Origin of the sequence: Oceanospirillum sediminis (assembly GCF_014164585.1) — a bacterium.
GTDB lineage: Bacteria > Pseudomonadota > Gammaproteobacteria > Pseudomonadales > Halomonadaceae > Oceanospirillum > Oceanospirillum sediminis.
This window is the reverse complement of sequence record NZ_JACJFM010000006.1, coordinates 122,143-142,934: the sequence shown is the minus strand read 5'-3', so window position 1 is coordinate 142,934 and position 20,792 is coordinate 122,143. Positions and strand designations below refer to the sequence as shown.

The following is a 20,792-nucleotide window of genomic DNA, read 5'->3' as shown; positions in this document are numbered from 1 at the left end:
ATCATACCTGCTTACAGCCCTGTACAACAAACCCTGTGATCTCTACTCAATAAACTCTGTAATCTCTACCCGAAGCGGTTCTTTTTTCACCCTGAAACGTAAAGAGTGTAAATTTCATTCTCATTAACATTAAATATCCCGAGAATACACACCGCCATTGAGAACCATTATCAGAAAGGTGTGTTAAATGAAAAGCAAACCATCACTTAAAAAATTGCCGCTTGTAGTTGCTATCGGAATGGCCAGCACGGCAGCCTGGGCACAGGAACAATCCACAGCAACGGGAACCACTGAGGTCTGGGCTACACAGGTATCCAGTACCTCTGCCTTTCTGGGTGATGATGATATTGAGCTGAAACAAGCGGATCATTTAAGTGATTTGATGCGATCTCTGCCAGGAGTTGAGATTGGTGGTACTCACTCTATGGTACAGAAAATTAATATTCGTGCTCTGGATGATACCGACCTGAATATCACCATTGATGGTGCCAGTCAGAATGCTTACATGTACCATCATGCAGGAAACCTGCTGATCAATCCGGATATTCTGAAGGCTGCTAACATTCAGGTGGGTGCTAACTCTGTACTGACTGGTGCACTGGGTGGTGCGGTAGAGTTTGAAACTAAAGATGCTGCTGACCTGTTGCGGGCCGATCAGCGCTTTGGTGCTCGTATTCAGGGCAATGTGGCATCCAATAAATACTTTGGTTACTCCCTGACAGGCTATGGCCAGGTATCAGACAACGTCGATATGCTGGCGTACATTTATCAGGTAGATCGTGATAACCCTGAAGATGGCAAAGGCCGTGAAAGCCTCGGCAACGATGGTGATATCGTAAACGGTATGCTGAAAGCGGGTTTCGATCTGAATGATGAAAACCGGATTGAGCTGGGTTATGACCGCTATAAGGATGATGGCGATTATCCTTTCCGTGCGGATATGGGTGTTGCTACCAACAAAGCGATTACCGGCGACAAACTTTATCCAACCACTTATGACCGCTCCACTCTGACGGCCGTCTATGAGCTGGACAAAGGTGAAAACCTGTATCTGAAAGCCAACGCCTACCGTAATGAGCTTGAACTGGAGCGCGAAGAAAACACCGACGACTATCGGGTGAAAGCCGGTCGTGTTGAGAATACCGGTGCGAAGATTCTGGCGGAGTCCCTGATTGAATCCGGCAATATTACCCATACTCTGCGCTATGGCGGCGAGATTAATAAAGAAGAGAGCAGAGTGCATAAAGATGGTGTTGATTACGGTGGAGAAGATGCGACCAATGCGGCTCTTTATGTGGAAAATGAGATCGCGTTTGGTAATGCACGCCTGATTCCTGGTATTCGCCAGAATCATTATGACCTGAACACCTCTATGGCAGACAAAACATACGATGAAACGACCTGGAGTCTGGCGGGAGAGCTGGATGTCTCTGACAGTTTCACTCTGCGGGCTGCAACAACCAGCCTGTTTCAGGGACCTAACCTGGAAGAAGCTTTCTACGCCGACACTGTCAATCCGGCAAATCCTGCCTTGAAACCAGAAACCGGTCTGAATAGCGAGCTGGGTTTCCGCTTTAATCAGCAGAATGTTGGTAGTCTGGATAAGCTCGCAATGGCTCTGACACTCTTTAACACTCAGATTGATGATCGTATTGAATATAGCAGTGACTCTGGCTGGCACAATCAGAATGAAGTCACTCTGAAAGGCTTCGAAGCCAGCGTAAAAATGGATAAAGATGATCTTGGTCTGCTACTGACTTATGCTCGAACTAACTCAGAGGTTAAAGAAACCGGTGAGCCTGTCAGTGATGAGTCCGGTGACACCATTTCAATGACTGTCGACTATGCTCTGCCTGCTCATAACCTGGAGCTGGAGTGGGAGTCTCAGGTCGTTCTGGACGAAGACAAGCTGGATAAAAAGGGCTATGACGTACACAGTCTCTCTGTTCGCTGGTCTCCGGCTGCGGCTGAAGGCCTGGTGCTGACGGCAGGTATAGAGAATCTGTTTGATGAGTACTATGTATCTCATGTATCCCGCATCGGTGAAAGCAATCACCCAAGGTTTGGACAGCTGATTCTGGATGATTCGGAGCCAGGCCGTAATTTTAAACTGACAGCAGCTTACAGCTTCTGACAGCCAGCATCATGATACTGAAGACAATAATAAAATAACAACCGTTCTGTTTCATCGCGCAGGCCGGGGAGTTTATCTCTTCGGCCCTTTTTGCGTATCGGAAAACGTTCTGCAGCAGAATCCGGGATAGGCAAATATCTGAAATAATAAGTTCAGGAATAACCGTGATAGATAAACTGGCAAACCTGTTTCCACACCGTACCGTAAGAGCCATCCATCTGTATTCATCCATGCTGATGCTGCTGATTATACTGTTCTTCACTATTACGGGCATCACATTGAACCATCAGGACTGGTTCAGCGATACTCCACCCTCTCAAATGACAGAAGCTGAGCTGCCTGAAAACTTACTGAAGACTCTGATACCTGTTCAGAGCACGCCTCCAGACTCACTGAATGCGGACTCTGATTCACCTGATCAAGACGATGTGATCACCCTGGCAGCCCCTCTGATCCACTGGTTACGGGATGAATACAGTGTCAGAGGCCAGGAAATACACCTGGACTGGGATGAAGAAGAACGCTTGCTGGTGATTGATATCCAGCAACCCGGTGGTTACAGCATTGCAGAGTTTGACCTGAACTCTGGCGAAGTCGTTCTGGAGCAAAAAAATGCCGGAGCGATTCATATCCTTAACGATCTGCATAAAGGGCGTCACTCCGGCCCTGTCTGGCAACTATTTATCGACCTGTCCGCTCTGATCATGCTGCTGTTTACCCTGAGTGGTTTCTGGCTATTACTGCCTCAGAAAAAGCGCCGGGCCCGGTTACTGGGTATCAGCGGAGTGGGAACAGGCATTCTCTTACTGATGTACTGGAGCACACTTTGATGTTTTCTGTTTTATCTCCCTCTGTTAATAAGCTGATTGCTACCGCTTTGCTGGCATCCGGACTGGTTTTATCCGGAGCTCTGCAAGCTTCATCTGACCAGAAGGCTTTGAATATTGAGTTCACTTTGCCTGAAATTGCCAGCGGCCAGTATCAGCGCCCCTATGTTGCTGTCTGGATTGAAAACGAAAAAGGCAAAGCGGTTAAGACACTGGCTGTCTGGCATGAAGACAAGAAATGGCTGAAAGATCTGCGCCGCTGGTGGAGAAAATCAGGCCGTTATCAGGAAGAAGACCTGGATGGTATCTCAGGCGCAACCCGAGCACCCGGAACCTTTACTCTCAACTGGGACGGTACGGATATGTCCGGACAGGCTGTTTCACCAGGTAAGTACACACTTCGACTAGAGGCTTCGCGAGAGCACGGTAGTCGTACTCAGCTGAAGCAAGGCTTCACTTTGCCTGATGGCCAGCAAACCTATCGCATCAAAGCCGGTAAAGAGCTGGGACCTGTTGTGGTACAGCAATACTGAACTTTGCTTTTTTAATACGTTATCTGAAAGGAGCTCTTATGCCTTTAAATTTTTTATCTGATTCAGCCATTCATCCGATTAAGCGTCATATGAAAAAAGCTCTGCTGACGGCAGCATTAAGCCTGTCAGCAAGCGGCCTGGCCATGGCACACCCTATGTGGTTACTGCCTCATGAATTTAATCTGTCCGGTGAAGAAGCGGAGTGGATTACCGTTGATGCCTCAGCGTCTCACACTATTTTTGGCGTTGATAAGCCTTTGTCTCTGGATAAAGCAGAGATCATTGCTCCGGATGGCAGTAAACAACGTGTAAGCAGTTACTTTAAAGGGCATCGCCGCAGTGTATTTGACCTGCAAATTGATCAGCCTGGTACCTGGAAGCTGTCCACTCAGCGCCCACCGGTTTATATCACCCATTACGTTTCAGGCAAACGCGATGCCGAAAAACGCATGTTCGTTGACAAACTGGAAGCTAAAAAACGTCTGCCAGATAACGCCCGTGATGTTAAAACCATGCTCTACCAGATTTCAACTATGAGCTTTATTACCTGGCAGGCACCAGATAACAGTGTCCTGACACTGAAAAACAAAGGCCTTGAACTGGCAGGACCAACCCATCCCAGTGATGTTGTTGCCGGAGAAGAAACTGAGTTTCAGCTATTTATGGATGGAAAACCTGCCGAAGATGTCGATGTTGAGCTGACACCTCATGGCACTAAATACCGCAATGATCGCCAGATGATCAAAATAAAATCAGATAAAGACGGTATGGTACGTTTCACTCCTGACATGGCTGGTCCCTGGTATCTGAGTGCATACCTGAAACAGGAAATAAACAATGACCGAGCGGACGAAGCCGGACATATCCTGTACATGACTTTTGAAACTCAACTTCCATAACGTTGGGACCCTGCAATGATGACAAGCACACAATGGTTTCGGATGACTGACTTGCGGGTTGTGCACAGACATCTTAAATGTCTGTGTGCAGCCTTGCTGCTGCTTTCATCCATAAATGCGAATGCTCACTATCCGTTAATGAGTTGTATTATCGAAAGCAATTCAGTAACGTGCGAAGCTGGTTTCAGCGATGGCAGCCTGGCCGTTAACAAGAAAGTTACAGTGCTGGATTACGACGACAATGTTCTGTTGAGTTTGAAAACCAGCCAGGCCTCTCAGGTGGTTTTCGAACGCCCTCAGGGAGAGTTTTACATCCGTTTTGATGCCGGGCACGAAGCGCCGGTTGAGATTGATTATGACGAGTTATAGTAAGGAATATTTACAAAGGGACGAGCGTCAGTCTGATCAACCAGCAGGGCCAGGGGGTTCTGCTGGTGAGATTCAGATCATCCATCCCCTGAATGGCCAACAAGAAACCCGCTGGTGTTTGCTGGCTCTGCTGCTCATCTTACTCGCCGGTGGAACAGGAATCTGGTTTAACCAGACAATACCACCGGAAAAATCCAGCCATCTGGAGCTGAACACTCAGGACAAAGCCATGCTGACCAGCCTGAGTAATGCGATTACAGAAATCCGATTTTTACAGCAAACCGACAACCTGTGGCCTGATATTAAAACATTGGAAGAGATGATGATTCCTCCCTTTCATTCAGTGACCGCTGATTATCAGTGGCAAATGCCTGATAGAGGTTGTTACCTGGGTATCGCTCTGCAAACCCGTACGACCTTTCTACTGGTGATTCCGGAATCTTCACAATCCCCCGGACATATTTATACCCGCCAGTCAGATCCGGGAAAGCATCAGAGTTGTCACGAGACTGAACACTGGCAATTACAGATTACTGAATTCTGAACATCCGGGACCCTCAAGTATGAAAGCTATCCGAATATTAACTGTTTTTTCTGGCCGGGCGCTGTCAGTGTTGCTGAGCACTCTGGTACTGTTATCCGGTAATCTGCAGGCTGCGCCATTAAAAGTCGGTATTACACTTCACCCTTATTACAGCTACGTCGCGAACGTCGTCGGGGATAGAGCTGAAATTGTGCCTCTGGTCGATGCCGGATTTAATCCCCATAGTTATGAACTACAACCCGCTGACCTGAAACGTTTACTCACAATGGATGCGCTGGTGCTGAATGGTATCGGACATGATGAGTTTGCGACTCATGCCGTTGAAAAACTGATTCATAGCCAACCGGAACTGAAAGACCGGCTGACATTGATTAATGCCAATAAAGATGTGCCTCTGCTGGCTGCAGCCAACACTCAGAACGCCTGGAACCCCCACACCTTTGTTTCTATTGATGCATCAATTCGACAGGTCTACACCATTGCCCGTGAGCTGGGTAACCTCGACCCGGATAATGCGCGTTATTTCCAGAAAAACGCCATTATCTATGCCAGAAAACTGCGCGGCCTGAAAAACAATTATATGAGAGAGCTATCGGGTCAGGATCTGAGTCAGGTTCGCATCGCCAGTACTCATAACGCCTACGGGTACTTTCTGCAGGAATTTGGTATTGGCATTGATACTGTCATTGAGCCCGCTCATGGCGTTGAACCCAGCGCCACTCAACTGCAGAAAACTATCGACAGAATCCGTAAAGCCAATGTCAACCTGCTATTTACCGAACTGGACATGGACAACCGTTACGTCAGCACGATTGAAAGAGCCACAGGTATCCGGTTACATCATTTCTCTCATATGACTTACGGCTCCTATGGAAAAGATAAGGTTTATCTGGAGATGGAACAGAACCTGAAAACACTGAGCCAGGCGCTGACAGAAGCCCTGTCGTCAGATTCTGTTCCGGCAGGAGCAGAATAAATGGGACCATCCATCATACTGAACCAGACAGGTCTGATAATTGGCGATAATACCCTGCTTAAACCTGCCAACCTGACGCTTGAAGCCGGTAAGCTTCATTTGCTCACAGGCCCGAATGGTGCCGGTAAATCATCTCTGCTGAGATCTATGATGGGACTTATGCCCCATAGCGGAGACATTCACTGGCAATGGCCAGGCAAAGCCAGTTTGCCTGCTTATATACCTCAACTGGCGTTTTTTGATGCCACCTTACCTGTTACCGTTGAAGATTATTTACACGCCAGCATTCATACACGGGCATTTTTTCTGAAAAAGAGTAAAGCCCAGAAACAACGACTTCAGAGCCTGCTGGAGAAAGTTGGTCTGCAGGATAAAACACAGAGAAAGCTGGGCCAGCTGTCAGGTGGAGAGCGTCAACGTCTGCTGTTCGCCCGTGCGCTGGCTCAGGACACAACGCTGTGGTTTATGGATGAACCGATGACGGGCCTGGATCAGGATGCGCAACAGACCATTGAACAACTGATTCTTCAGTTAAAAGCACAGCGGTGCACTCTGGTGATGGTACATCATGATCATGATTTTGTCCGTCGGCACGCTGATCAGGTCGTTGTCGTTAATCAGGGCATAGAACGCTCTGGCTCTCCTGAACAGATTTATGGTGCCAGCCACAATCAGGATGACATACCGGCCAGGTCACTGACAGTATCCCGGACCAGCAGCACTTCGGAGGTTTGTTCATGATTGACAGCCTGCATCAGTTTATCACCACTCTGGTGACGCAAGGCATGTTACCAGAGATGTTTCAGTATCCTTTTGTCACTTATGCTCTCATTGCAGCACTGTTAACCGGTCCATTGCTGGGCGCTCTGGGCACCCTGGTGGTGGTTAAACGCCTGGCGTTTTTCTCTGAGGCCGTTGGCCACGGTGCTCTGACCGGTATTGCCATTGGTATTTTACTGGGGGAACCCGCCACTCAACCTGTCGCTGCTTTATTCAGTTTCTGTCTCTGTTTTGCCTTGTTACTGCACTGGGTCAAAAGCCGGACACAGGTACCATATGATGCCCTGGTAGGCGTCTTTCTGGCCTTTGCTATCGCTCTGGGTGCCGCACTATTGCTATATGTGGCAAAAAAGGTCAACGTACATATCCTGGAAAATGTGCTGTTCGGCTCTATTCTGACCGTAACACCAGTAGATCTGCTGATCCTGGCGATTATCTCTGCTATTAGTCTGCTGTTGGCTCTGAGATTTGCGAATCAGGCTCTGATGGCCTCTTTGCAACCGGATCTGGCACGGGTTCAGGGCGTGGGTGGTGAAAAAGCCAGAGTTACCCTGTTTGATTATGCCTTTATCCTTCTGATTGCTCTGGTCACAGTCGCGGCAGTGAAAATTATCGGTGCGGTTCTGGTTGGAGCTTTACTGCTGATTCCGGCTACAACGGCCCGACTGATCAGTCGTAATATTCGTCAGTTCTTTATCCGGACATTACTGATCTCAACCGGCTGTTGTGTTGCTGGAGTGGTACTGCCGATGGCCTTTGAACTGCCTGTGCCTTCAGGAGCCGCTATCGTACTCCTTGCCAGTACCCTGTTCCTGAGTACTGTACTGCTGAATCAACTGAAAATATTACGTATTGCCTGATCATCACCATCAGGACGGGACGGACCATAGCCCCGTCCTTTTTCTGGCCAAACGAATATCATGACCAATTAAGAGAAACAGACCACTATGCTCAGATGTCTCACCCACTCTTTTTATTCATTTTTTTCTGCACACCAACAGCAGGCTGGTTATGCCAGATTTGCGTTATGTGGATTATTATTGCTGGCATTAATGCCTGTCAGACATGCTGTAGCTGCTGGCCAGCAAAATCAGGCACATATCGCAACCACATTGCCTGTGACCGATCTGCTGACACGAGCGTTGCTGCAAGGCACTTCTGTACAAACAGATTATCTGCCCGCTAAGCGCTATCCGGTTAAAAGAATTGGTTATTGGCTACAAAATAAATTGCCTGAAAAAGCCTCTGAATTACCACAATATACTGCTGTCATTAATGTGGCATCAGTCTGGCCCGAACTACGGGTTTATCCGACTCTTCGTCACCACAATATTCACATTATTCCTGTGGATGCCGCCATTCAGCTAAAACCAGAAGGCGCACGCGTCAGCCGCCAGCAGAGTGCGGAATCCGGTCTGGATTATTTCTGGCTCAGCCCCGCTAACCTGAAAGTGATGAACCGTATCATTGCCGAAGATCTTGCCCGCTTATGGCCAGAGCATCAGCCACAGATCACCCGGAATCAGCAACAAAATGATCAGGCTATCAGCCAGTTCGCCCTGAGTCTGGATGATATGCTCTGGCAGCAACAATGGGACGGACTATGCACTACTCAGCCTGAGCTGAATCCTCTGCTGTACGCACTGAGTTTGCCTGTGCTGGATGCAGAAGAAAATGATAATGGTATGAGGTGTCTCTGGTTATCCGATAAACCGGGACAGTCCGATGCTGCATATCCCAAAACCCACTGGCAGCTTAACAGTTTGAATAAAGTCTATTCAGGCTCTTTTGAGCACTGGCTGAAAGCCAATCTGGATGCCTTGAAATCCAACGACTCTACGCTATAAAAATTTTCAAGCGATTCGTAGCGAAATAAAACCATTTCGATATTTCCCGCCAATGAATGCGGCATATACTGAACCACGGACTTTTATTTCGCTACTGAGTCATGGCGCTTTTTGCTGTCAGGGTACAACCTGGGCCGATATCTATCCCGAGTTAGCAGATTATCTGGACTAAATGCTCTGAGGCTGACAGTAATATATCGAGGATCATAAGCAGATATTCTGTAGAACTATAAAAAGCTTTACTGATATCCGATTGTTTTTAATAAGTTTATTTTTGACCTTATAGATGCATGTAATCCACTGTAATACCAGAAAATCAGGGCCATAACTATATTATGAAGCATAGACTTCAGGTGCAGAACAGTGTTTTCCGAGGATAAGATTATGGCATCAGCAATCCACTCCGCTCTGAACAACCCGCTTGAGCAGCTAGCAGAAACGCGAAGAGTAGTGACAGTAGACGACAATCATTATCCGGTAGAGCAGGTGCTTTTTAAAACCAAAGAGTACAGTGTTTTCGAGCTGTCAGAAAAAGTATGGCTGGCTGGACGAAAGTTGAAAAGACTGGCGATCACTCACGATCATCAGGTATTCAGTATTAATGTTCTGGCGGGGCCGCGGGATTTTCTGGCTGATTATCTGGGAGAAGGATGTGTTGAGTGGGTCTGATGCGGGCATTTTCCCGAATCAGACGTTTAGTTAGTCACTCACACATACCATCCTCAGTCCGCTTTACCCATCTTTGCCTGCCAGCACCTGAAACAATGCGAGCAACATCACCAGCATTCCTTCAAGTATAAATGGATCATCTGCAATTGAGTCAGAAGTGATTTTCGATGACCAGTTCATCCAGTGGTAATTGCCCCGCTTTAGGGTGAGCCGGTTTGATCGCTTTTCCTACGGCTATCATAGGCCCCAGAATAAAACCTTCTGGCAAACGAACCTCTTCAGCCACACCTTCAATGTCGTACCCCATCAAAGGGCAAGTATCGAACCCCTGCTCTTTCGCTGTCAGCATCAGTGTCTGTGCAGCCATACCAATAGAACGCTGGGCCTCATCCCTTTGCAGCCATTCCCGCCCACTATAAAAGTCATTTATCATCCCTGTCATCAGCTGTTGCGTATCCGTATTGGTATTAGCCCAGTAACGCTCCGGTGATTTCTGCCATGCCAGGGTATCGGCAGTCAGCAAAATAAGCAACGAGGCATCTGTCATCTGACTCTGGTTAAAGCCCAGATGCTGACGAATATATGCCCTGTGTTCCGTATCTCTCAGAACCAGAAAACGCCAGTGTTGAATATTATAGGCGGTGGGAGCCTGAATAGTGGCTTCCAGTAAACGTAGCTCATCTTCTTTGCTAATCTCAAAATCAGGATCAAACTGCTTTACGGCACGGCGTTGGTAAATGGCTTCAATAGTATTCATGTGATGTCTCTTTATGTATGTTGCTGATGGCGACAAGGTTATCTCACAATGGATGATATGCACTTAACCCGGGTTAAGCAGGAAGACCGTTTGATAAAGATCAAAAAACAAACTGTGGCCTCATACATTTTTGTGAGCCACATCCAGAAACTCAGAATATTCAGTGATTATGTCTTTCCTTTGTCTTTTTTTTAAAAGAATATGTCGCATGTATCGGGGAATGCAGAATTAAGATTAAGTTAATATTGCTATCTAAGAGAAATTTATTATCCAGCTGTTAATACGCCGCTCGGGAGGCTTACCATGATCCAGGAAGACCAGTTTGAAACTCTGAAAGAGATGGGAATCGACAATGTTCGTGATATCGAAAAATATACTTCTCGTATAGAAGGTGATCATGACATTCTGAAAATCTATTTCCACCGACATTCGGGTGACTGGTTTGCTAAAAGCAAAAAATTCAAATTCCAGCGTGTTCATAAAGATCGCCGGGTGAATGAAGGCCTGACAACCTATCGTCATACCACAGAGCCATCTCCTTTCTATCTTCGTGCTGTCGATGAACTGGATAAGCTGGTTGCTGCAGAGCAAAAATCAGAAGATAAGAAAGCCCTGCTGCTGAAAGAGATTGATCATCTGGAAAAAGTGATGCAGCGCAAAGTTGAAGATATTCGTCGCCAGATTGATGAGCTGTAATTCAGCGCAGAAAACAGATTGGCAAACGGATCTGCCGATTCGGCTACAGAGCATAAGTGGTCAACTCTCAACTTATGCTCTGTTTATACCGGACTTTTCTATCGATATCAGATAACTGTTCTGATGTGTTTTACTCTGTCTGTATCGTCGACTGAGAAGAGATAAAGTCATCTCTGACCCGCATAAAGCGGGCAAAACGAGGTAATCCTGTTGTGGTGTAACCATTAAAACGGTAAGTGATTGTACTTCCTTTAGCAGGTGGATTACGTCGCTCACTATGGCTAAGACCAGAACCTATTTTCATCTGCCGACCATCCGGTAAACGCACCACCAGGGCACCCGTCATACCAGAAAACTGACCTTTACCTGGAGTGTAGCCCACCACTACGGCTTCAGCATCCTGATATAGTTTATATTTCAGTAATGCAGTGCTCCTGCCAGCCTGATAAATTCCTTTTTTATGATGCAACATCAGGCCTTCTGCACCAGCCTGACTTAACTGCTTCAATGTGCTCTCCAGCTCTGACAAGTTGCTCAGCTGAAAATAGTCCACACCTGCTATCCAGGGCTGATCAATCTTTGCCACCAGCTGTGTCAGCTGCTTACTGCGTTGACTGAACACACCGGGGTATTCTGGCAGGTCGAAAATAACGTAATGCACACGTGTCCAGTCATCATCAGGCTGCTCACGGCGGACAATGCCCGATAATTCCGCAAAACGCTGTCTGCCAATCCAAAGCTCGCCATCAAGCCGGATATCCGGCAATCCTGAGGTAAACCAGTCAGGAGCCTTAATCTCATGCCCCTGACGGGTAAGAAAAGCCGTTCCGTTCCAGAATGCTCTGACCCCGTCCAGCTTTTCACTGATCAGATAATGATCTACCGGCAGGGTCGTCTTAAATTCTGTTGCCAGCATAACAGGCGGAGAAGCATCAACAGCAAGAAGAGTTAAGTGAGATGAGTCAGCTTCTGAGATGAGTGGAACAGCAGCTGCCAATAGTAACGAGTGCTCAGCAATAAAAGATCCAGACATAAAACCTCCCTGGTATGTCCTGATATTCGAAAGCCACCAGCAGAGCTGATGGCTAAGCAATGTCCTGTCATCCTTTACAGGCATATCTGTTTCTCCAATAAATCAGTTTGCCTGTTAAAAAACTTCTATTCTGGTAAATACCCCACCCTGAACGCTCCCCAGTGTCGGCCATTAATCACAACCGGGACTGACAGATCATGGAGTACTTCACCGGTATCCCGTTTGTAGGTTTGTAGTAGCAGTTTTTCTTTATTTCTGGCCCCACGCACACCGACCGGGTTATCAAAAATACGTTTACCCCTGCACTGTACAGCATCTATGGACGGGTCTCCGGTTTCCGGATGACTGTATTGTCGATTATGGGTAGGAATATAACAATGATCATCCAGCAGGATAGCATAACCATAATTATGTCGCTGTAATAACTCCTCCTGGATAGAAGGCAGTACCTGATCAGTAAACTGATCATAATGGCTGGAACAGCGGCCTATATTCGATCCGGCGATGGGCTGGTAAGTTCTGTTAAACAGCGCTTCAAAGGTAATCTGTCCTTTGCTGATCGCCTGCTCGAAAACCTCCTGGATACGCCTGGCACCTTCCAGGCAAGTCTGATAAGCCTGATAGTGCTGACCTTCTGCGGCATGATCTGACAGAGTTGCGGTAATTTTCTCAGCACTATGCATCAGCTGATCTGCCTGCTTCGCCAGCACATTCATCTGTTGATGGCCTCCGGCGACTTCCTCTTTCAGAGATTTCACCGAAGCTGAGATCTCTTCAACATGGCTATAACTCTGACTAACACCCTCTGCTATACCAGAAATCTGGTCTTCAACTTCATCAAACTGAGCACTCATCTGCTCAAGCCGGACGCCGGTTTCTGCAATTTTTTCAGATCCGGTACTGATACGGGTCACCAGAGATTCAATAGTCTTAACCACTTCCCGTGTGCTGGACTGAATTTCTTCTACAATTCTGCCAACCTGCTGAGTCGAGTCCGCAGTCCGGCTGGCCAGGTTGCGTACTTCATCCGCGACAACCGCAAACCCACGGCCATGCTCTCCGGCACGAGCGGCTTCAATAGCAGCGTTCAGAGCCAGCAGATTTGTCTGCTCAGCAATACCCTCAATGACTCGTGTGACATCCTGGATACGTTCAGACTTTTCATTCAGATCGTTAATCAGCCTCAGAGTGTGATCAGTATTACTGCTGATCTCCCGCATCTGACTGATTGTCTGCTCCAGCTCCTGTCGGCCAGAGCGACTGGATACTTTCGCCTGTACAGCCAGATCTGTCACGCTGGCGGCATTGACCGACACCTGATGCATCGTCACCGTGATTGATTCCAGGCGCTGTACAATCTTTTCTGTTTCCTGTTTCTGACAAACCAGATGCTGATTCATTTTGTCTGCCAGCCAGGAGACCTCCGCCGTTGCAATGGCGGTCTGGCTGCTGACTGGCCCCAGGGCACGAGCCATACCGAACAATTGCTGCAGACTCTGCCCGGTCCGATTCTCTGTTGATGACTCAGGGTATTGGGAGATCAGCTGCTGGCTCATAGCGTTTAATGAAGCTGTGCTGACCTCACCCTCTTCTGACTCAGAAGCAATCCAGTGCCTCCTGCTGGGAATAAACACCGGGACCAGTACACCAATAAACCCTGCGATCAGCAGAAGCATAGTGTATTGCAGATTGAGATGATGATTTAAGTAGCCATAACTGATGGCCGCCAGCAAAGGCAGTGTGGCGACCAGACGCATATATGTTTCAGGGAGTTTCATGCCCCTTGCTCCTGTCTGGATGTTATTGTTATAAGGGCTCCATCCCGGAAATATCCTGAGCTATCAGATAATAGTGAAGAGAAAACTGTGCAGAATTCTAGAGGATTAACCGGCTTAAGAGTGTACTGGTTTGTGCCTGGATGTAACCGGGTAAAAAAGATGTATGATATTTGGAGTAAACAGACTATTTCTGTAAACAGATGGCAACAAAATGCAAACAGAGCAGAAAAAGTGAGAAATCAGTTATAGCAAAAGTGTTATATTTGCTCAGAGTGTTTTCATATGATTCAGTGCTGCCGTAAAGGCTCCAGCAATTCTTTCAGACCATTCACTTCAAGTTCCAGCATCAGAGCCATCAGCCTGCCCAATTCACCTTGTGGGAATCCTTTCTTGCGGAACCATAATAAATATTCTTCCGGCAGATCCATCAGCACTCTGCCCTGATATTTACCAAAAGGCATTTTCATCGTCGCCAGTTTAACCAGCTGCTGAGGGTCCATAATGCCCATATCCGGGTCCATTGCTTCCATATTCAGACAGTATTTCCTGGTAAGTTAATTACAATGACTCATTATTGGTCATCAGAACAGGCCAACAACTCAACGAACATAAGTCATGAACGATTCTGAAAACTATTGATATAAATAGGAATCCTATAACCCAAAAAGCCGATACCCGGAACAGTATCGGCTTTCCTCGCTTCTGGCGTGAGACTTTTCTGTCGCTAAACCCTGAACCGCCTCACCGTTTACAACCTCCCACAGTCATAAACGGCTGCCAGAGGTGAACTGTCAGGCTTCTGCCTGCTCAGTCTCGCGATCCAGTTTCAGAGTTCGCAGTGTGCGCTCACGAACATCTTTCAAAAGTACATCATCTTCGGTAAGAGACTGGCCATAAGATGGCACCATCTGCTTCATCTTAGTCTGCCACTCATCGGTTGCCAGACGATCAGCAAAACAACGCTCAATAATTGAGATCATTGTATTAACTGAGGTCGATGCACCTGGTGATGCTCCCAGCAGAGCAGCCAGAGAGCCATCCTTTGTTGTAATCGCTTCGGTACCAAACTCCAGTTTTCCCTTACCCTTCTCATCTTTCTTGATAATCTGGACACGCTGGCCGGCCATAGCCAGTTCCCAGTCTTCATCTTTGGCATCCGGGAAGAAATTGCGCAGTGAATCGCAGCGCGCTGTGTGAGACTGACGTACCTCACTAATCAGATAACGGGTCAAATCCATATTGCTCATACCTACCGACAGTATAGAACTCAGATTATCACTCTTAATACTGGATGGCAGATCGAACATGGAACCTTTTTTCAGGAATTTCGTGGTGAAACCAGCAAAAGGTCCGAACAGCAGTGCTTTTTCCCCATTAATAACCCGGGTATCCAAGTGAGGAACAGACATCGGAGGCGCACCAATTGGCGCTGTACCATACACTTTAGCCATGTGCTGCTGTGCAATTTCAGGACGTTTACATACCAGCCACATACCGCTGACCGGGAAGCCTCCATAGCCCTTGCCTTCCGGCACATCAGACTTCTGCAGCAGAGGCAGAGCGCCACCACCAGCTCCCAGGAAAACAAAGCCAGCATTGATTGTCACATTCTTGCCATCTTTATCCTTCAGAGTAACGTTCCAGCGACCATCGGAGTCTTTCTTAAGATCCTGAACATTGTGCTCCAGCAGTAGCTCGTAACCGTCCTGCTGTTCCAGGTATTTCACCATGTTACGGGCAACGGAACCGAAATCCACATCAGAACCATAACGTACACGGGTTGCCGCTACTTTTTCATCTGCAGAACGATTCTGCATAACCAGAGGCATCCACTGACGAATAACATCATGATCTTCGCTGTATTCCATGTCGGTAAAAGACTGTGTTTTGCTCAGAGCTTCGTAGCGGGTACGCAGGAAATTAACGTTCTTTTCGCCCCACACAAAACTGCAATGTGGTGTTGGGTTAATGAACTGTTCGGGGGAGGGCATAGCGCCTTGTTCAACAAGGTAGGACCAGAACTGGAGACTGATTTCAAAAGCAGAGTTAATGGCAAATGCTTTTGCAGTATTGACACTGCCGTCTGCCTGCTCCGGAGTGTAATTCAGTTCACAGTAGGCTGCATGTCCGGTACCGGCATTATTCCAGCCGTCGGTACTTTCATGAGCCACATGGTCCAAACGTTCGACCATGATCAGGTTAATCGTCGGGTCCAGCTGCTTCAGCAGCATCCCCAGGGTGGTGCTCATCGCACCGGCCCCTACCAGCAACACATCTGCAGATTTTGCGGTCATACGAGCTTCGCCATTGTCAATTATTGGGATTGAACTGACACCAGATATCAGCTTTTGGCCTCACTACAGCACCTGTCTTGTCTGCTGTAGAGTCTCTGGATATCCCTGTTTTTAGTTATAGTTTACCGGTCACGCCATCAGGGCCTGAATACCAGGCATTAAGATGAGACATTTTGTCCTTAGTTCCGGTCAGATGGCGCAGAATTATACGGATTCTGTTTCAAAAGTCTTGGGCAAAAACTGGTAATCAGGTTATCAATTTGGCGAATATTGCACCTAAAGTCTTACATTTAAGCGTTTGTAATCGCTAAATTTTTAACTGATTCTAAGGAAAAAGGGTCAGAACCCCCGAAAATGCCACATCAACAGCTGTTTTTTATATCCATCCTGCAGCCCGGCGATATTTTACACTGGATGATATTTTTTTTGGCAAAAAAAAATGACTATAAATAACATGAAAACCAGATCAGAAAATAATAAAACACCATCATTGCGAGAAATATCACTAAATAGTATATATAAAATATACTCGCCTGCCAGTTTTACAGTCAGTGAAAATTTACTCTGAAAATAACCATAGCAGCCAGTCGGATAGCCTGCAGAGGAAACAGAAAAAAAGGTATCAGAATTTCACAGAAGCAAAAAAATACCGGTCTGCATGACAGACCGGTATTTTTATAATTACAGGGACATATAGATATACAGCAAGAGCTGCACAATAATCGCTAATGAACAACCCTGTCCGCTGACAGGTCGTCCTCGCCTTCATCACCCCATAATCGGTTGTCCTGAATCGCTTTATCCAGCATTTCACGGGCGATATCAAAACTGGCACTGCCCAGATGCTCAACGATTTCCGAAGAAAACCGAATACGCACCAGAGGCTCACCCTGTTCATCGTCCACGGACTGCAGGATGACATCGCCATCAGAAAGTTCAACTATTTCCAGAAATGGACTATCAGACAAGGTCGTTACCCCTTAACAATATTTGAGACCCGGCATCCTGCAACATCAAAATTCCTGCATTGTCTGGCGCAAATCATTGACCAGCGCCTGCATATTCGTTAACCATAGTTTCAGCTGCTCAATCTCTGACACCTCTTCTGGCGCAGTGCTAATCAGATTAGCCGTCTGAGCAGCGACATGAACGTCTTTATCAGTACTCTGACGTTCTGGTAACCAGCAACTCTGGTAACGCTTCTGGAACTGATTCAGCCAGCTGAAACTATCATTCTGCAACTCAAGCAGAATGTTTAACTGAGGCAGACAACGCTCATGCTTATCTGCCGCCTGTTGTAAATCTTTAATCGTCAGCCATTCACCCTGAGGTAGTCGGGCTGTTTCTGCAATTTCATACAGTAAAGACTGTAAAGCTCCCTGCATCTGAAACAAAACAGCTTCAGTATGAGCCATTCTGAAAGCAGATCTGACCAACTCATCCTGCTGCTCAAGTGCATTTAAATGCTCAGCAAGCAGACGTGCAGAATACAGCTTCTGCATCGTACGTGAAGCAAAAGATGACATTATTTTTTTTACCTGAAAAGAGATTTTCCGAATAAGCAACAAGCAGTCAGTTAGTACCTTTTTACTGACTTGAGATCATCGGGTTTCTGCATCTGTTACCCTTGATACTCAGCATCGCAAAGCCGGTCAGACAACAAAGGCCGGTTTGTTTCAAACCGGCCTTTAATCTGTATAGTGTAGCGCGAATTGTTATTTAAAGAACTAACTTTTCGTGCTTTTTCTGGAAGTTTTTTTCTTCTCCCGGATAACCCATTGACCACCCTCAAAAAACGCCTGCCATCCTGTCGCTTTTCCTTCAACCTCGCTCATCAGGTATTGCTCTTTGTTTTTCCGGCTGTAACGAATTACTGACGGATTACCTTCTGAATCATGGGTCGGCCCTGTCATCAGGAAGTTGTATTTTGAGTCAATTTCCTCTTTGTGCGGCAGTATTTCTATTAACAGGGGTGGACGTGTTTCCCGGTTTTTCGGAAACTGACTGGCCGCAAGAAACAGACCGGATGCGCCATCACGTAATACATAGTGATCTTCTACCTTCTGGCACTGCAACTCAGGCATAGCAACCGGGTCCATTTTTGGTGGCGCAGGTTCACCACTTTTCAGCAGCTTACGCGTGTTCTTGCAGCTTTCACTGGTACAGCCAAAGTATTTACCAAATCGGCCATTTTTCAGCTGCATCTCAGCGCCACATTTATCGCACTCAATAACAGGCCCATCGTAGCCTTTAATCTTGAATTCACCCTTTTCGATTTCATAACCATCACAATCCGGGTTATTACCGCAGACATGAATTTTCCGGGTTTCATCAATCAGATAGCTATCCATCGCGGTGCTACATTTCGGACAACGATGTTTCTTTCTCAGCGCCTGTGTTTCTGCTTCATCATCTGCATCAGCACTGATTGCCTCTTCGCCAGATGTCAGGTTGATAGTGGTTTTACAACGCTCTTTCGGTGGTAAAGCATAACCAGAACACCCCAGGAACACACCGGTACTGGCAGTACGGATCTGCATAGGGCGACTGCATGTCGGGCACTCAATAGAGGTTTCAACCGCCTGATTCGGGCGCATACCGCCTTCTTCGGACTCCGCCGCGGCCAGCTTCTGACTAAAATCACCATAGAAAGTATTCAGCAAGTTTTTCCAGTCATTATGACCTTCTGCCACATCATCCAGTGACTCTTCCATTCGGGCGGTAAAACTATAGTCCATCAGGTCAGTAAAGCTTTCAGCCAGGCGGTCCGTCACGATATCGCCCATTTTTTCCGCATAAAAACGCCGATTTTCCAACCGGACATAGCCTCTGTCCTGAATCGTGGAAATAATCGAAGCATAAGTAGATGGTCGGCCAATCCCCCGTTTTTCCAGCTCTTTTACCAGGCTTGCTTCTGTAAAGCGAGCGACCGGCTTGGTAAAGTGCTGTTTGGGCAGTAACTGTTCCAGATTCAGTAAATCACCAACATTCAGATCCGGCAATGACTGATCTTCATCTTTCTTGCTGTTTGATGGCATCACACGGGTAAAACCATCAAACTTCAGTACCCGCCCACGGGCACGCAGCTCAAACGGACCGGCACCCACAACCAGGGAGGTACTCAGATATTCCGCTGGCACCATCTGGCAGGCCACAAACTGTCGCCAGATCAGCTCATAAAGCCTCTCCGCGTCACGCTCCATGCCCGTAAGCTCAGTCGATTTTCGAGTCACGTCTGATGGACGAATCGCTTCGTGCGCTTCCTGAGCCCCTTCTTTGCTGGAGTAACTGTTCGGCGTCTCAGGCAGATAGTTCTGGCCAAAGTTCTCGTCGACATAAGTACGACAATTTTCAACCGCTTCCTGACTCAGATTGGTCGAGTCAGTACGCATATAGGTAATAAAGCCTGCTTCATATAGACGCTGGGCCAGCATCATGGTTTTCTTTACGCTGAAACCCAGACGCGTACTGGCTGCCTGCTGCAGCGTCGAAGTGATAAAAGGTGCAGAAGGTTTGGTCTTCGTTGGCTTATCTTCCCGTTTGGCAACGGTGAAAGCCGCTTTTTCCAGTATCGCCAGCGCAGCGTCAGTTTGCTCTTTATTAACCGGACGGAATGCAGAGCCATCCTGTTTAGAAACTTCACACTGGAAAGGTGCAACACCCTGGCCTTTAAGGTCAGCATGCACACTCCAGAATTCCTCCGGAGTAAAAGCACGAATTTCACGTTCACGCTCGACAATCAGGCGCACAGCGACCGATTGTACACGTCCGGCGGACAGGCCCCGAGCTACTTTACCCCACAAAAGAGGGGATACCATATAGCCCACAACACGGTCAAGGAATCGACGTGCCTGCTGAGCATTCACACGGCTCATATCCAGACGCCCCGGCTCCTCAAATGCTTCATGAATAGCATTTTTAGTGATTTCGTTAAATACCACACGGCGATAACGATTATCGTCACCGCCTATAGTTTCACGAAGGTGCCAGGCGATCGCTTCTCCTTCTCGATCCAAATCCGTTGCCAGATAAATTTCATCGGCATCAGCGGCCAGCTTCTGCAGCTCAGCAACCACCTTTTCCTTACCAGGCAACACCTGGTAATTGGCCTGCCAGTCGTTCTCAGGGTCAATTCCCATACGAGTAATCAACTGTTCACGAGCTTTGCGCTTTTTGTGCGCCGCTTTCTCATCCGGGCTCATTTTCCGGGTTAAGGCAGCGGCTTTAGCTCTGGCTTTCGCATCAACCGGCTCTTTCGCTCCGCCACTGGTTGGCAGATCACGAATATGGCCAACACTGGACTTAACCACAAAATTCTTGCCCAGATATTTATTGATCGTTTTAGCCTTGGCCGGAGACTCGACAATTACTAACGATTTTCCCATTATATGTCTCTTAATCGAAGGCTGTTGTGAATAACAGGTTTTCTCAAGAAAATAGCTTGCTTTCGTCTGAAAAAGCCAGTTTTTCTGATTTTAATCCCGATGCCCATAGCAGCGGGCAATGTTAATTTGGTTATTACTGTGCGGCATCTTATATCGAAAATATGAGGTAAAAATCAATAACGCATTAGTCACTGACCTCATTTATCCGGCCAGGAGGCCTCACTAAAAAGTGCATCAGTAGATTGACTCTGTGTTTCTCGTTAACACCATT

The 20,792-nt window shown here is 47.2% G+C and carries 20 protein-coding genes; 12 read left to right on the top strand and 8 right to left on the bottom strand.

The window, feature by feature from the left end:
• The first annotated feature begins 187 nt into the window (after positions 1 to 187).
• From H4O21_RS06945 to H4O21_RS06895, 11 genes are all read left to right on the top strand, one after another.
• Positions 188 to 2,134, top strand: coding sequence for a TonB-dependent receptor domain-containing protein (locus tag H4O21_RS06945; protein ID WP_182808113.1), 1,947 nt, complete (start codon positions 188 to 190; stop codon positions 2,132 to 2,134).
• A 164-nt stretch (positions 2,135 to 2,298) separates the two neighbouring features.
• Positions 2,299 to 2,964: a PepSY-associated TM helix domain-containing protein gene (locus H4O21_RS06940; RefSeq protein ID WP_182808112.1), complete on the top strand. Its 666-nt coding sequence runs from the start codon at positions 2,299 to 2,301 to the stop codon at positions 2,962 to 2,964.
• Positions 2,964 to 3,494, top strand: coding sequence for a DUF2271 domain-containing protein (locus H4O21_RS06935; protein WP_182808111.1), 531 nt, complete (start codon positions 2,964 to 2,966; stop codon positions 3,492 to 3,494). Before H4O21_RS06940 ends, H4O21_RS06935 begins: the two co-directional genes overlap by 1 nt.
• Before the next feature lie 38 nt (positions 3,495 to 3,532).
• Positions 3,533 to 4,393, top strand: a complete 861-nt coding sequence (locus tag H4O21_RS06930) for a DUF4198 domain-containing protein (protein WP_182808110.1) — start codon at positions 3,533 to 3,535, stop codon at positions 4,391 to 4,393.
• 15 nt (positions 4,394 to 4,408) lie between these two features.
• A complete protein-coding gene (locus H4O21_RS06925; protein WP_220495544.1) occupies positions 4,409 to 4,762 on the top strand; it encodes a hypothetical protein in 354 nt (117 codons plus the stop codon).
• Positions 4,749 to 5,306: a DUF6162 family protein gene (locus H4O21_RS06920; RefSeq protein WP_182808109.1), complete on the top strand. Its 558-nt coding sequence runs from the start codon at positions 4,749 to 4,751 to the stop codon at positions 5,304 to 5,306. The genes H4O21_RS06925 and H4O21_RS06920 overlap by 14 nt, the downstream gene beginning before the upstream one ends.
• Positions 5,307 to 5,325: 19 nt before the next feature.
• Positions 5,326 to 6,282: a metal ABC transporter solute-binding protein, Zn/Mn family gene (locus H4O21_RS06915; protein ID WP_182808108.1), complete on the top strand. Its 957-nt coding sequence runs from the start codon at positions 5,326 to 5,328 to the stop codon at positions 6,280 to 6,282.
• Positions 6,283 to 7,023, top strand: coding sequence for a metal ABC transporter ATP-binding protein (locus H4O21_RS06910; protein ID WP_182808107.1), 741 nt, complete (start codon positions 6,283 to 6,285; stop codon positions 7,021 to 7,023).
• Positions 7,020 to 7,922, top strand: a complete 903-nt coding sequence (locus H4O21_RS06905; RefSeq protein WP_182808106.1) for a metal ABC transporter permease — start codon at positions 7,020 to 7,022, stop codon at positions 7,920 to 7,922. The genes H4O21_RS06910 and H4O21_RS06905 overlap by 4 nt, the downstream gene beginning before the upstream one ends.
• 87 nt (positions 7,923 to 8,009) lie before the next feature.
• Complete coding sequence (locus H4O21_RS06900; protein WP_182808105.1) at positions 8,010 to 8,909, top strand: TroA family protein; 900 nt, start codon at positions 8,010 to 8,012, stop codon at positions 8,907 to 8,909.
• 384 nt (positions 8,910 to 9,293) lie between these two features.
• Positions 9,294 to 9,578: a hypothetical protein gene (locus tag H4O21_RS06895; RefSeq protein ID WP_182808104.1), complete on the top strand. Its 285-nt coding sequence runs from the start codon at positions 9,294 to 9,296 to the stop codon at positions 9,576 to 9,578.
• A 151-nt stretch (positions 9,579 to 9,729) separates the two neighbouring features.
• Here H4O21_RS06895 and H4O21_RS06890 read toward each other — a convergent pair whose 3' ends face one another.
• Positions 9,730 to 10,335 (bottom strand): nitroreductase family protein, encoded by a 606-nt coding sequence (locus H4O21_RS06890; RefSeq protein WP_182808103.1) that lies wholly within the window; start codon positions 10,333 to 10,335, stop codon positions 9,730 to 9,732.
• Positions 10,336 to 10,638: 303 nt separating this feature from the next.
• On the opposite strand from H4O21_RS06890, the gene H4O21_RS06885 reads away from it, so the two are divergent.
• Positions 10,639 to 11,031: a DUF3461 family protein gene (locus H4O21_RS06885; protein WP_220495543.1), complete on the top strand. Its 393-nt coding sequence runs from the start codon at positions 10,639 to 10,641 to the stop codon at positions 11,029 to 11,031.
• Positions 11,032 to 11,161: 130 nt separating this feature from the next.
• On the opposite strand, the gene H4O21_RS06880 is transcribed toward H4O21_RS06885, so the two are convergent.
• The 7 genes from H4O21_RS06880 to topA form a co-directional block, all read right to left on the bottom strand.
• Positions 11,162 to 12,064 (bottom strand): DNA ligase, encoded by a 903-nt coding sequence (locus H4O21_RS06880; RefSeq protein ID WP_182808102.1) that lies wholly within the window; start codon positions 12,062 to 12,064, stop codon positions 11,162 to 11,164.
• Positions 12,065 to 12,189: 125 nt separating this feature from the next.
• On the bottom strand, positions 12,190 to 13,842 hold the full coding sequence (locus tag H4O21_RS27795) for a methyl-accepting chemotaxis protein (RefSeq protein WP_182808101.1): 1,653 nt from the start codon (positions 13,840 to 13,842) through the stop codon (positions 12,190 to 12,192).
• Between the two features lie 287 nt (positions 13,843 to 14,129).
• Entirely contained in the window at positions 14,130 to 14,372 is a 243-nt protein-coding gene (locus H4O21_RS06870) for a DUF3820 family protein (protein WP_255487180.1), read from the bottom strand.
• Positions 14,373 to 14,633: 261 nt separating this feature from the next.
• Positions 14,634 to 16,136: a malate dehydrogenase (quinone) gene (gene mqo, locus H4O21_RS06865; protein WP_182808100.1), complete on the bottom strand. Its 1,503-nt coding sequence runs from the start codon at positions 16,134 to 16,136 to the stop codon at positions 14,634 to 14,636.
• Positions 16,137 to 16,861: 725 nt separating this feature from the next.
• Positions 16,862 to 17,104, bottom strand: coding sequence for a hypothetical protein (locus tag H4O21_RS06860; protein ID WP_182808099.1), 243 nt, complete (start codon positions 17,102 to 17,104; stop codon positions 16,862 to 16,864).
• Positions 17,105 to 17,149: 45 nt separating this feature from the next.
• A complete protein-coding gene (locus tag H4O21_RS06855; RefSeq protein WP_182808098.1) occupies positions 17,150 to 17,662 on the bottom strand; it encodes a DUF6586 family protein in 513 nt (170 codons plus the stop codon).
• 201 nt (positions 17,663 to 17,863) lie between these two features.
• The gene (topA, locus tag H4O21_RS06850) at positions 17,864 to 20,521 is read right to left on the bottom strand and encodes a type I DNA topoisomerase (RefSeq protein ID WP_182808097.1); all 2,658 of its coding nucleotides are present in this window, start codon (positions 20,519 to 20,521) and stop codon (positions 17,864 to 17,866) included.
• Positions 20,522 to 20,792 lie beyond the last annotated feature (271 nt).

Excerpts from the sequence above, each read along its gene's own strand:
- H4O21_RS06945 (WP_182808113.1), top strand. The coding sequence starts at position 188 with ATGAAAAGCAAACCATCACTTAAAAAATTGCCGCTTGTAGTTGCTATC.
- H4O21_RS06935 (WP_182808111.1), top strand. The coding sequence starts at position 2,964 with ATGTTTTCTGTTTTATCTCCCTCTGTTAATAAGCTGATTGCTACCGCT.
- H4O21_RS06930 (WP_182808110.1), top strand. The coding sequence starts at position 3,533 with ATGCCTTTAAATTTTTTATCTGATTCAGCCATTCATCCGATTAAGCGT.
- H4O21_RS06925 (WP_220495544.1), top strand. The coding sequence starts at position 4,409 with ATGATGACAAGCACACAATGGTTTCGGATGACTGACTTGCGGGTTGTG.
- H4O21_RS06920 (WP_182808109.1), top strand. The coding sequence starts at position 4,749 with ATGACGAGTTATAGTAAGGAATATTTACAAAGGGACGAGCGTCAGTCT.
- H4O21_RS06915 (WP_182808108.1), top strand. The coding sequence starts at position 5,326 with ATGAAAGCTATCCGAATATTAACTGTTTTTTCTGGCCGGGCGCTGTCA.
- H4O21_RS06910 (WP_182808107.1), top strand. The coding sequence starts at position 6,283 with ATGGGACCATCCATCATACTGAACCAGACAGGTCTGATAATTGGCGAT.
- H4O21_RS06905 (WP_182808106.1), top strand. The coding sequence starts at position 7,020 with ATGATTGACAGCCTGCATCAGTTTATCACCACTCTGGTGACGCAAGGC.
- H4O21_RS06900 (WP_182808105.1), top strand. The coding sequence starts at position 8,010 with ATGCTCAGATGTCTCACCCACTCTTTTTATTCATTTTTTTCTGCACAC.
- H4O21_RS06895 (WP_182808104.1), top strand. The coding sequence starts at position 9,294 with ATGGCATCAGCAATCCACTCCGCTCTGAACAACCCGCTTGAGCAGCTA.
- H4O21_RS06890 (WP_182808103.1), bottom strand. The coding sequence starts at position 10,335 with ATGAATACTATTGAAGCCATTTACCAACGCCGTGCCGTAAAGCAGTTT.
- H4O21_RS06885 (WP_220495543.1), top strand. The coding sequence starts at position 10,639 with ATGATCCAGGAAGACCAGTTTGAAACTCTGAAAGAGATGGGAATCGAC.
- H4O21_RS06880 (WP_182808102.1), bottom strand. The coding sequence starts at position 12,064 with ATGTCTGGATCTTTTATTGCTGAGCACTCGTTACTATTGGCAGCTGCT.
- H4O21_RS27795 (WP_182808101.1), bottom strand. The coding sequence starts at position 13,842 with ATGAAACTCCCTGAAACATATATGCGTCTGGTCGCCACACTGCCTTTG.
- H4O21_RS06870 (WP_255487180.1), bottom strand. The coding sequence starts at position 14,372 with ATGGAAGCAATGGACCCGGATATGGGCATTATGGACCCTCAGCAGCTG.
- mqo (WP_182808100.1), bottom strand. The coding sequence starts at position 16,136 with ATGACCGCAAAATCTGCAGATGTGTTGCTGGTAGGGGCCGGTGCGATG.
- H4O21_RS06855 (WP_182808098.1), bottom strand. The coding sequence starts at position 17,662 with ATGTCATCTTTTGCTTCACGTACGATGCAGAAGCTGTATTCTGCACGT.
- topA (WP_182808097.1), bottom strand. The coding sequence starts at position 20,521 with ATGGGAAAATCGTTAGTAATTGTCGAGTCTCCGGCCAAGGCTAAAACG.